Annotated in this window: 9 protein-coding genes (1 of these 9 cut by a window edge); 5 read left to right on the top strand and 4 right to left on the bottom strand. The window is 70.8% G+C overall.

All coding sequences use genetic code 11. From position 1 onward, the window contains the following. A protein-coding gene (locus QF035_RS42595; RefSeq protein WP_307526818.1) for a PTS sugar transporter subunit IIA crosses the window boundary here: on the top strand, positions 1-152 show its end. 298 nt of this gene lie to the left of the window's left edge; only the last 152 of its 450 coding nucleotides appear in the window; its start codon lies beyond the left edge, outside the window; it ends in the stop codon at positions 150-152. 76 nt (positions 153-228) lie between these two features. After that, positions 229-1,899 (top strand): phosphoenolpyruvate--protein phosphotransferase, encoded by a 1,671-nt coding sequence (gene ptsP / locus QF035_RS42590; protein ID WP_269652972.1) that lies wholly within the window; start codon positions 229-231, stop codon positions 1,897-1,899. A gap of 64 nt (positions 1,900-1,963) precedes the next feature. Here the strand turns inward: ptsP and QF035_RS42585 are convergent, their stop codons facing one another. Together QF035_RS42585 and QF035_RS42580 are read right to left on the bottom strand one after the other, a co-directional pair. Continuing rightward, on the bottom strand, positions 1,964-2,860 hold the full coding sequence (locus QF035_RS42585) for a hypothetical protein (RefSeq protein WP_307526815.1): 897 nt from the start codon (positions 2,858-2,860) through the stop codon (positions 1,964-1,966). Between the two features lie 114 nt (positions 2,861-2,974). Beyond that, positions 2,975-4,942, bottom strand: a complete 1,968-nt coding sequence (locus QF035_RS42580) for an acetoacetate--CoA ligase (protein ID WP_307526814.1) — start codon at positions 4,940-4,942, stop codon at positions 2,975-2,977. Positions 4,943-5,155: 213 nt separating this feature from the next. Between QF035_RS42580 and QF035_RS42575 the strand changes: the two genes are divergently transcribed. Continuing rightward, complete coding sequence (locus QF035_RS42575) at positions 5,156-7,522, top strand: glycoside hydrolase family 31 protein (RefSeq protein WP_307526811.1); 2,367 nt, start codon at positions 5,156-5,158, stop codon at positions 7,520-7,522. An 82-nt stretch (positions 7,523-7,604) separates the two neighbouring features. On the opposite strand, the gene QF035_RS42570 is transcribed toward QF035_RS42575, so the two are convergent. Both QF035_RS42570 and QF035_RS42565 read right to left on the bottom strand, forming a co-directional pair. Beyond that, positions 7,605-8,162, bottom strand: coding sequence for an NUDIX domain-containing protein (locus tag QF035_RS42570; protein WP_373466816.1), 558 nt, complete (start codon positions 8,160-8,162; stop codon positions 7,605-7,607). A 25-nt stretch (positions 8,163-8,187) separates the two neighbouring features. Then, positions 8,188-8,997: a M15 family metallopeptidase gene (locus QF035_RS42565; RefSeq protein WP_307526807.1), complete on the bottom strand. Its 810-nt coding sequence runs from the start codon at positions 8,995-8,997 to the stop codon at positions 8,188-8,190. 336 nt (positions 8,998-9,333) lie between these two features. On the opposite strand from QF035_RS42565, the gene QF035_RS42560 reads away from it, so the two are divergent. Further along, entirely contained in the window at positions 9,334-9,759 is a 426-nt protein-coding gene (locus tag QF035_RS42560; protein ID WP_307531829.1) for a Zn-ribbon domain-containing OB-fold protein, read from the top strand. Continuing rightward, on the top strand, positions 9,756-10,946 hold the full coding sequence (locus tag QF035_RS42555; protein WP_307526806.1) for a lipid-transfer protein: 1,191 nt from the start codon (positions 9,756-9,758) through the stop codon (positions 10,944-10,946). Before QF035_RS42560 ends, QF035_RS42555 begins: the two co-directional genes overlap by 4 nt. The last annotated feature ends 90 nt before the right edge of the window (positions 10,947-11,036 follow it).

Genomic DNA, 11,036 nt, shown 5'->3' with positions numbered 1-11,036 from the left:
CCGTGGTGCGCTGGGACCCGGCTGCCGTCGAGGCCGCCGGCAAGTCCCCCATCTGCCCCATCGTGGCACTCGAGGCCACGGCTGAGTCCCTCTCCGACGTCAGCGTTGACGCCGATGTGAAGGCTGGCGACGCTCTCTTCGGCTGGCACTGACTCCCTGCCGTCATGAGCAGCAGGCACGACAACCATCGCGGCGGCGGGACCCGCCGCTCTATCGGAGACGGGTGACATGGAGACAACGCTGCGAGGCGTCGGCGTGAGCCACGGTGTGGCGATCGGCGAGGTTCGGCACATGGGAACGGCGGTGCTGGAGCCGCCTGCCAAGCAGATACCGACGGAGGACGCGGAGCGCGAACAGGGGCGCGCCCGCAAGGCCGTCGAAGCCGTTGCGGCCGACCTGATGGCGCGCGGCAATCTGGCGGGCGGCGAAGCCCAGGCCGTTCTCGAGGCCCAGGCCATGATGGCCCAGGACCCAGAGCTCATGGCCGATGTCGAGCGGCGTATCGCGGTCGGGAGCACGGCGGAGCGCGGGGTGTACGACGCGTTCGCCGCGTATCGCGCGCTGCTGGCGAACGCCGGTGAGTACCTCGCCGGACGTGTGGCGGACCTCGACGACGTGCGGAACCGTATCGTCGCCCGGCTCCTCGGTGTGCCGATGCCGGGTGTGCCGGACAGCGACGAGCCGTACGTCCTCATCGCTCGTGACCTGGCGCCCGCCGACACCGCCCTGCTGGACCCGACGCTGGTCCTCGGTTTTGTCACCGAGGAGGGTGGACCGACCAGCCACAGCGCGATCCTGGCTCGGGCGCTCGGTGTTCCCGCCGTGGTGGCGCTGCCGGGCGCGGGTGAGCTCGCCGAGGGCACGTTGGTCGCCGTGGACGGCAGTACCGGTGAGATCTTCGTGAACCCGAGTGCCGAGAAGAAGGCCGAGATGGAGGCCGCGGCCGCTGCGCGCAGGGCCGCGCTGGCAGCCACGACCGGGCCCGGTGCCACCTCTGACGGGCACAAGGTGCCGCTGCTGGCCAACGTCGGTGGTCCCGCGGACGTTCCTGCGGCGGTCGAGGCCGGTGCCGAGGGCGTGGGTCTGTTCCGTACCGAGTTCCTCTTCCTTGACGACAGCAAGAACGCGCCGTCGGAGGAGAAGCAGGTCGAGGCGTATCGCAAGGTGCTCGAGGCCTTCCCCGAGGGGCGGGTCGTGGTGCGGGTGCTCGATGCGGGCGCCGACAAGCCGCTCGACTTCCTGACGCCGGCCGATGAGCCGAACCCGGCGCTGGGCGTGCGCGGGCTGCGTTCGCTGCTCGACCACCCCGATGTGCTGCGGACGCAGCTGACGGCGCTCGCGAAGGCTTCCGAGGGACTGCCTGTCTACCTCGAGGTGATGGCGCCGATGGTCGCGGACCGTGCCGACGCCAAGGCGTTCGCCGACGCTTGCCGTGAGGCGGGCCTGCAGGCGAAGTTCGGTGCCATGGTCGAGATTCCGTCGGCCGCTCTGCGGGCGCGGTCGATCCTGCAGGAGGTCGAGTTCCTGTCACTGGGGACCAACGACCTCGCGCAGTACACCTTCGCCGCCGACCGCCAGGTGGGTGCGGTGTCCCGGCTGCAGGATCCGTGGCAGCCCGCGCTGCTCGACCTGGTCGCGCTGTCCGCCGAGGCCGCCAAGGCCGAGGGCAAGAGCTGTGGTGTCTGCGGCGAGGCCGCTTCGGACCCGCTGCTCGCGTGTGTGCTGACCGGTCTCGGTGTCACCTCTCTCTCCATGGGTGCCGCGTCGATTCCCTATGTACGCGCGACGCTGGCCAAGTACACGCTGGCGCAGTGCGAGCGTGCCGCGGCGGCCGCGCGTGCCTGCGACAGTGCCGAGGAAGCGCGCACGGCAGCACAGGCGGTGCTGTCCGGCGAGTAGTCGTCGGTGCCGTGCACCGTGGTCGAGGGGCGCTCCGCCTGAGGGTGGGGCGCCCCTCGTGTGTTCAGTGCGTGTGCCGTGTGGTGGGCCCGTCCTCTCCCAGGTCCGGTGGTGCGCAGTAGTCGACGCCCGACTCCGGGGAGACGAGGTCGCCGGATTCGACGTCCGTGCAGTAGGCGTCGAAGACCTCGCCGGCGGTGAGCGGTTCCAGGCCTTCGCCGCGCAGGCGCCAGCCGTAGACACGGTCGGTCGAATCGGGGGTGGCGGCGCGCATCACCAGGCCACCGGGGCTTTGGGTGGCGATGCCCAGTGCGAGCACGGTGGTGAATTCCAGAGCTTCGGCCTCGTCCAGGTGGGGTGTTCCGTGCTGGTCGTCGTCGGCCCGGAGGACCGCTACGAGCGTTTCGGGCTCCGTGGAGACGCTGCACACAAGGTGGCGCTCGCCCGGGCCCGAGGCGTCGAGGATGCGGACGAGCAGGTCGGAGGCGCGCACGAAGGCGATTCGGCCGATGTCCTCGCCGCAGGACGCGCAGGTGCCGATGCGGGACAGCAGCGTCGTCGCGTACTCCCAAGTGGCCTGTCGGACGGCTTCGTCGATGAGGTTCGGGACGAGGTGGTCGAGGGACTGGCCCTCGTACGGGACGGTCGCGCCTGTCGCGGCGAGTTCCGCGGTGAAGCGGGTGCGGCTGGACGGGGTGTCGGGTTCCAGGCCGTGTTCGGCGCAGAACTCCGCGTACTCCTCGGGGTCGAAGAGTGCCACCGTGGTGTGGCCGCCCTGGGAGGCGAGGGTCCGGAGCAGGGCTTCCACCTGCTGGAGATAGCTCGCGTGGTTGTCGAAGGTGAAGGTGCGGTAGCGCCGCCGCATCGCGGTGAAGTCCTGCTCGTCGGTCAACAGGCCGATGGTTCCGGCGATTTCACGGCGCAGGACGCGCCGCATGGTCTGGTGCTGGGTGTGTGTCATTTTTCCCCCTGCGTGCAGTCGATCAATGCTCACTCACAGTAACCAGCAGCACTGACAACGCCCCTCGGACGTGGGGGGGATCACGCCCGGGGCGGCGCTGGAATGCGGGGTTGGTCAGGCGCGCTTGCGGGCCAGCTCCTCGTAGAAGCTGAGCAGGTCGAGGTTGTCGATGGAGCCGGGGTTGACCGCCTTCTCCAAGGGGGTGCCCTGGAGGAGACGCTTGACCGGGACCTCGATGCGCTTGCCGGTGAGGGTGTGCGGGACTCCGGGTACCTCGATGACCTCGTCGGGGATGTGGCGAGGGGAGAGTTGTTCGCGGATTGTCTGCTTGATGCGGCTCAGGAGGGCGTCGTCGAGTACGGCTCCTGGAGCGAGGTGGACGAAGAGGGGCATCCAGTAGCCGCCGTCGGGCTGTTCGATGCCGATGACGAGGGATTCGCGGATCTCGGGGAGCCTCTCCACGGCTTCGTAGATGTCGGCCGAACCCATGCGGACGCCCTGGCGGTTGAGGGTGGAGTCCGAGCGGCCGTGGATGATGACGGAGCCGCGTGAGGTGACGGTGATCCAGTCGCCGTGGCGCCACACTCCGGGGTACGTGTCGAAGTAGCTGTCGTGGTAGCGGCTGCCGTCGGGGTCGTTCCAGAAGCGGATGGGCATCGACGGCATGGGGTTGGTGACGACGAGTTCGCCGACCTCGTCGATGAGGGGTTCGCCGCTCGGGTCCCAGGACTGGAGGTCGGTGCCGAGGCCGGGGGCCTGGAGTTCGCCGACGTGGACCGGGAGGGTGGGGACGGCTCCGGCGAAGCAGGAGCACACGTCGGTGCCGCCGCTGACGGAGGCGATCCACAGGTCGTCGCGCACCTCGTCGTGCAGCCAGCGGAATCCGTCGGGCGGCAGGGGCGAGCCGGTGGTGGCGACGCACTGGACGCGGGAGAGGTCGAAGTCGCGGGAGGGGTGGACGCCCGCCTTCCGGCAGGCCATGACGTATGCCGCCGACGTACCGAAGAGGGTGGCGCCGGTGCGTTCGGCGATGCGCCACTGGGCGCCGGTGTCCGGGAAGCCGGGGCTGCCGTCGTACAGGACGATCGTGGTGCCCGTCAGGAGGCCGGAGACGAGGAAGTTCCACATCATCCAGCCGGTGGAGGTGTACCAGAAGAAGCGGTCCTCGGGGCCCAGGTCGCAGTGGAGGCCGAGCTGCTTGAGGTGTTCGACGAGGATGCCGCCCTGGGACTGGACGATGGCCTTGGGGAGGCCGGTCGTGCCGGAGGAGTAGAGCACCCACAGGGGATGGTCGAAAGGGACCTCTTCGTAGACGGGCGTTACGTCCGCCGATGTGAGGGCCGACCATTCCAGGGTGCCCTCGGGGGCCTCGGTGCCGAGCAGCGGGATGTGGACGACGGCGCGCAGGGTGGGCAGTTCGCGGCGCAGTTCGACGACGGTGTCGCGGCGGTCGTGCTCCTTGCCGCCGTAGCGGTAGCCGTCGACGGTGAACAGCACAACCGGTTCGACCTGCTGGAAGCGGTCGAGGACGCTGCGGGCGCCGAAGTCGGGGGCGCAGGACGTCCAGACGCCGCCGACGGCCGCGGTGGCGAGGAGGGCGACCACGGCCTGGGGCACGTTCGGGAGGTAGCCGCTGACGCGGTCCCCCGGGCGTACACCGAGAGCTCGGAGTTCGGCGGCCAGGGAGCCGACCTGGCGGCGCAGTTCGGACCAGCTGACCGGGATCGGTTCGTGGGTCTCGTCGACATGGAGGAGGGCCGGTTCGTCCGCTCGGGTGTCGGCCGCTCGCAGGGCGTGCTCGGCGTAGTTGAGGGTGGCTCCGGGGAACCACTGTGCGCCCGGCATCGAGCGGTCGCCCAGCACGCGCGCGTAGGAGGTCGAGAACCGTACGTCGAACCACTCGGTGACGGCTTTCCAGAACGTGTCCAGTTCGTCCACGGACCAGCGGTGCAGAGCGGCGTAACCGCCCTCTGCGGGGGCTCCGTGGTGCTCGGCCGCCCAGGTCTGGAATCGGGTGATCTGTGACTGGGCGATGCGGCCCGGGTCGGGTTGCCAGAGCGGCGAGGGGTTCGCTGAGGTCATGGGGCGGCTCCCGGACTGTGCGCGTCGTGTGCGTGTACCGCGCACGGGCTGGGGTGTGCGCGTCACGCGGCTCCCACGGACGATGCCATGTGATCGACTTCCGCACCAGGGCGGGCCCCACATAGTCCGGCGCGTGAAGATGTGGTCCTGCCACGGGTGAACGGAAGTTGAACGACGCACTCAGCGACCGTTTCGAGTGGCAGGCTGAGCAGCATGGACGGTCGTGACCTGGTGCGTTCGATGAAGGCGGTCGGTTCGGTGGGATCGGCCCAGGGGCTGCGTACCGTGCGGGCCGCGTGGCGGAGGAGGCGTGCCGACGCCTCGGGGCTGCCACCACGGGGCGCCGAGCGGGCGCGGGTTCCCGGGCCGGTGCTGAGTGTCGAGCCGGGTCCCGGTGGTGGAGTCGTCCGGTTCACCCGGTCGGAGCTGCGGGTCACCGTCACGGCCGGCGGAGCCGTCTTCTGGAGCTGGGACGGGGTGGGGCCAGAGCCGTCGTACGCGCTCGCGGGTCCCTCTCCCGAACCGGACCCCCGGGCCGTGCTGGAGCCTGACAAGGACGGCGCCTGGCGGGTCGTGGCGGAGCGGATGACGGTCGTCGTGTCGCGGCACGGGGCCGTGGAGGTGCGTACGCCGGGCGGGGTGACCCTGCGGCGGGATCTGCCACCGCGGTGGTGGGAGCCGGTCGGTGGTGGGGAGGCGCGCTGGATGCAGCGGTCCGAAGTGGCCGCGGACGCGCGGTTCTTCGGACTGGGCGGGCGCGCGTCGGGGCCCCGGCTGCGCGACGGAACGTATCGGCTGTGGAACACCGATCCTGGGCACGCCTTCGGGCCCGGCGACGATCCGCTCTACGTCACCATGCCGGTGCAGATGGTGGTGGCCGACGCGGCCACCCACCTGGTCTTCCACGACAGCACATGGGACGGCGGTGTGACGCTGCGCGAGGGCGAGGAAGGTGCCGGGTCCGGGCACGACCGGGCCGGGACGAGCGAACTCCGCATGGACGGCGGGCCCCTGCGCTGCTGGGTGATGGTGGGCAATCCCGCGCGCGTGCTGCACGCCTGGGCGTCCCTGACCGGAGCCGCCGCGCTGCCGCCGGCCTGGGCCCTGGGGCACCATCACGCGCGATGGGGCTTCGGGAGCGAGGAGGAGGTGCGGCGGATCGTCGGCGGCTATCACGAGCGCGGGCTGCCGCTGGAGGCCGTGCACCTCGACATCGACCACTTCGACGCGCATCAGGTGTTCACGGTCGACCGCGACCGCTTCCCGAAGCTGCCGGTGCTCGCCGAGGAACTGCGCCGGGACGGGATCCGGCTGGTGTCGATCGTGGATCCGGCGGTGAAGGCCGAGCCCGGCAACGCCGTGTACGACAGTGGGACCGCCGAGGAGGCCTTCGTGCGGGACGCCGCCGGGCAGCCCGTGCGTGGGGTGGTCTGGCCGGGCGAGGTGGTCTATCCGGACTTCACGCGCGCGCGTACGCGCCGGTGGTGGGGCGACCTCTACGAAGAGCGGCTCTCCCAGGGGTTCGCGGGTTTCTGGCACGACATGAACGAGCCGGTGTCCTTCGCCGCCTTCGGGGAGTCGACGCTGCCCCGTTCGGCGCGGCACGACCTGGAGGGTCGCGGCGGTGACCATCGTGAGGCGCACAACGTGTACGCGCTCGGCATGGCGCGAGCCGGCTACGAAGGCCTGCGCGAACTGACGCCCCAGGAGCGGCCGTTCCTGTTCTCGCGCTCCGGGTGGGCCGGAATGCAGCGCTACGGAGGGACCTGGTCCGGGGACGTGGCCACGGGGTGGCCCGGCCTGCGGGCGTCCCTGTCGCTGGTGATGGGCCTCGGGCTGTGCGGCGTGCCGTATTCGGGTCCCGATGTGGGCGGCTTCGACGGGAGCCCCTCCCCCGAGCTGTATCTGCGGTGGTTCCAGCTGGGGGCGTACCTGCCCCTGTTCCGTACGCACGCGAGTCTGCGGGCGGGGCGCAGGGAGCCGTGGGAGTTCGGTGACGACGTTCTCGGGCACGCACGCGTGGCGCTCGTCGAACGGCGGCGGCTGCTGCCGTACTTCATGACGCTGGCGCATCTGGCACGCCGTACGGGTGCGCCCTATGTGCGGCCGGTGTGGTGGGGCGCGCCGGAGGACAGGGCGCTGCGGGACTGCGAGGACGCCTTCCTGCTGGGTGACTGTCTTCTGGTGGCGCCGGTGCTGGACCCGGGCGCCGATCGGCGTGCGGTGCAGCTGCCGCGGGGGCGCTGGTACGACACGGTGACCGAGGAGGCGTACGAAGGGCCCGCGCAGGTGCTGATCGACGCCCCCTTGTCGCGGATTCCGGTCCTGGCCCGTGCGGGGGCCGTCCTGCCGGTGCGTGGCGAGGACGGCGGTCTGGAGCTGGAGGTGTGGGCGCCCGCCCGCGGACGGACCGGGGGCGGGCTGGTGGTGGCGGACTCGGGCGACGGCTGGGACGAGCCGGAGATCGAGCGCTATGTGACGCGCCGGAAGGGGAAGCGGGTGATCGTCGAGCGGTACGGGGAGGACGGCCGCAGTGAGCCGTCACTGCCCGTTCGGGTGCGGGGGCTGGGAGCGTTGTGACACGCCGCTGAAGAGGCCCACAGCCTCGGTGGGAGCCCGCCCCGGTCGGGCGTGGCCCCCCGCCGGGGCGCGTGAAGAGCTCTCAGACGTACCGGCCCTCGAACCACGCCTTCGCCGCCAGGGTGTGCAGCGGGAAGGCGAGTTCGGTCGCCCTGCGGAGCAGTTGCCAGCCCTCGGTCTCGTCGGTCGCGACGGACGGCGGCAGGTCGGCCACCGGTCGCTCCGGGAGGGCTCCGAAGAGCAGCAGGTGGCCGTCGGGGGAGCTCAGGGCGTCGACGAGCCGTACGTCGCGGCCGGCCGCGGCGATGCCCGTCTCCTCCTTGAGTTCACGGACGACGGCCTGCCGCCAGTCCTCCCGTTGGTCGATGAACCCTCCGGGCAGGGCAATACCCCCGCGCGCGGGAGCGATGGTCCGGGTGATGACGACCAGGGCCGCACCCTTGGTGTCGTACACGGGCTGCAGGGCCACCGCGACCGGAATCGGGTTGCGGTAGGCCACGGTGCGGCAGGAGGAGCAGGTGCGGGGCCAGCCGGAAACGCCCTCTCCGTAGGGCGCGCCGCAGCTCGAACAGTGGGAGTCCGGCGCGGAGTTGGCGGACGGGATCTGGGTTGGAGACACGCCCGGACTGTATCCGATCATCACAAGGACGTCTGCGCGGGCCGCCTCAGTGAGACTGGATGAGGGATTTCATCGACACCGGGAAGTCGAAATAGGTGTCGGGGTACAGCTCGGGCTTGTACGTGAAGTGCCACCACTCCTCTGCCAGGTTCACGAAACCGAGGCCTTCGAGGGTGTCCTTCAGGAGCAGCCTGTTGGCGCGCTGCTGTCCCTGGATGCGCGGGTCGAGGGTGTGCGACAGGGTGTCGAAGCAGTCGTAACCGGTGCCCATGTCCACGGAGTTGTCCGGGAAACGCTCGCCCTGGGGCGCGAAGCAGGGCACGAGGGGCTCTCCGGGGACGTACGGGCGGGTCGGCAACGCCGGGAGCTTCACGAGGGTGAGGTCCATGGTCGAGCCGCGGCTGTGGCCGGACTTCTCCGCGATGTAACCGTCCTCGAACAGACGGGTCTTGTCGACGTTCGGGTAGAACTCGGCCTTCATGGTCTGGTCTTCGAGGTCCTTGGCCCAGCGGACGAAGTGGTCCACGGACCGCTGGGGCCGGTAGCAGTCGTACACCTTCAGGGAGTAGCCCTGCCCCAGCAGTCGCTGCTGGGCCTGGTGGAGGGCTTCGGCGGCGGGCCTGGTGAGGATGCAGAGGGGCTGCCGGTAGCCGTCGATGCGCTCGCCCACGAAGTTGTGCGGGGTGAAGTAGCGGATCTCCTGGATGATCGTCGGGTCCACGGATCTCAGGGCCACGAAGTCGGCGGGAGCCTTCGGCTCGGTCGTGGCCCGGGCCGTCGCGGAAGCCGCGGTGACGGCCAGCAGGGCGGCGAGGACGGTGACGAAGCTGCGTACCGCCATGGAGAGTCGTGTCATGTCCCTGCGTCTATCAGGTGCAGGTTCCCCGGGGGAAGAGATCGGATACAGTCCGCGCCCGATCGGGCGACCCGATACAGCCGGGGCGGGAGGCGACCCGCGTGGCTCAGGAAGTACTCAGAGATGAGGGACGGCCGGAACCACCCCCGTGGGCCCCGGCCGTCCCTACCGATACTCCGACGCTCAGGAGGCCTGATCGGTTCTCCCCGTGACGACCCGTCTTGTACTCCGTGACGCACTCCGCCGCCCTGCCCAATCGACCCTGCCCGTGGCACACTTCTGACGTTCCGTCAGATCCAGTGTCGTGGAGGGATCTTGTCGCGCACCCGTACACCCGTGGTCACCGGCTGGTTCACCGGCGAGGGAGAGGAGTTCCGGCTCCTCGGCACACGCTGCTCGGCCTGCGCGTCGGTGTTCTTCCCCCGTGAGGACGCCTTCTGCCGCAATCCGGGTTGCCCCGGCGGCGATCTGGAAGAGGTTCCGCTGTCGCGGCGCGGCCGCGTGTGGTCGTACACCGACAGCCGGTACCGGCCGCCGTCACCGTATGTGTCCGATCCGGAACTCGAATGGCGGCCGTACGCGTTGATCGCTGTGGAACTGGAATCCGAACGGCTCGTGGTGCTCGGACAGACCGTTCCCGGGGTGACCGTCGCCGACCTGGCGGTGGGCATGGAGGTGGAGGTCGTCCCGGGCGTGCTGAACGAGGACGCGGAGACGACCTGGACTACGTGGCACTGGCGGCCGACGGGGGTGACGGCATGACGGGTGAAGTGGCGGTGCTCGGTGCGGGCATGCACCCCTGGGGCAAGTGGGGGCGCGGCTTCGTGGAGTACGGGACGGTGGCCGCGCGCGCGGCGCTCGCCGACGCGGGGGTCGACTGGCGGGACGTCGGCTCGATCGTCGGCGCGGACACGGTCCGTGGCGGATACCCGGGTTATGTGGCGGGGGCGACGTTCGCCAAGGCACTGGGCTGGCAGGGCGCCCGGGTCGCGAGCGTGTACGCGGCGTGCGCGTCGGGGGCGCAGGCCGTCAACACCGCGCGGGCGCAGATCCTTTCGGGTCTCGCGGACGTGGTTCTGGTGGTGGGCGCGGACGCGGCCCCCAAGGGGTTCTTCCGGCCTGCGGGCGGGGACCGGGCCGACGATCCGGACTGGCTGCGGTTCCGGGTCCTTGGGGCGACGAATCCGACGTACTTCGGGCTGTACGCACGGCGGCGGATGGCCGTCCACGGGGACACCCTGGAGGACTTCGCGCAGGTCAAGGTGAAGAACGCGGCTCTGGGTGCGCTGAACCCCAACGCCCGCTACCGCAAGCGGGTCACGGCCGAACAGGTCGCCGCCTCGGCCGTCGTGGCCGATCCGCTGCGGCTGCTCGACATCTGCGCGACTTCGGACGGGGCGGCGGCGCTCGTGCTGTCCAGCATGGAGTTCGCACGCCGCCACGGGACGGCGGACCGGGTGCGGATCCGCGCGGTGTCCACGGTGACGCCGCGCTATCCCAACACCGTGCTGGACCTTCCCGACATCGCGACGGACTCTGCGGTCGCGGCGGAGCCGGCGGCCGACACGTTCCGCGCGTCGATCGCGCGGGCCGCGTACGAGGAGGCCGGCGTCGGCCCGGGGGATCTCTCGCTCGCCGAGGTCTACGACCTGTCCACGTCCCTGGAGTTGCAGTGGTACGAGGATCTGGGGCTGTGCGGCGAGGGCGAGGCGGCCAAGTTGCTGCGCGAGGGCGCGACGGCACTGGGCGGGCGAATACCGGTGAACGTCAGCGGCGGACTCGCCTCCTTCGGAGAGGCCGTTCCGGCGCAGGCCATCGCCCAGGTCTGCGAGCTCACCTGGCAGTTGCGGGGAGCGGCGGGTGACCGGCAGGTCGCGGGTGCGCTGGTGGGGATCACCGCGAACCAGGGGCTGTTCGGGCACGGGTCGTCCGTGATCGCCGTCAGGTGAGGAGGCCCGGCGTGCCCGGCGGGGGTCGTCCACACGCTGTGTGATCGGCCCAGAATCGTGCGTGAACAGCTCGTGAACTGCGCCTGGGCG

It is taken from the genome of Streptomyces umbrinus, from assembly GCF_030817415.1.
GTDB lineage: Bacteria > Actinomycetota > Actinomycetes > Streptomycetales > Streptomycetaceae > Streptomyces > Streptomyces umbrinus_A.
The sequence above is the reverse complement of the archived record's forward strand: the minus strand, read 5'-3'. Positions and strand labels throughout refer to the sequence as shown.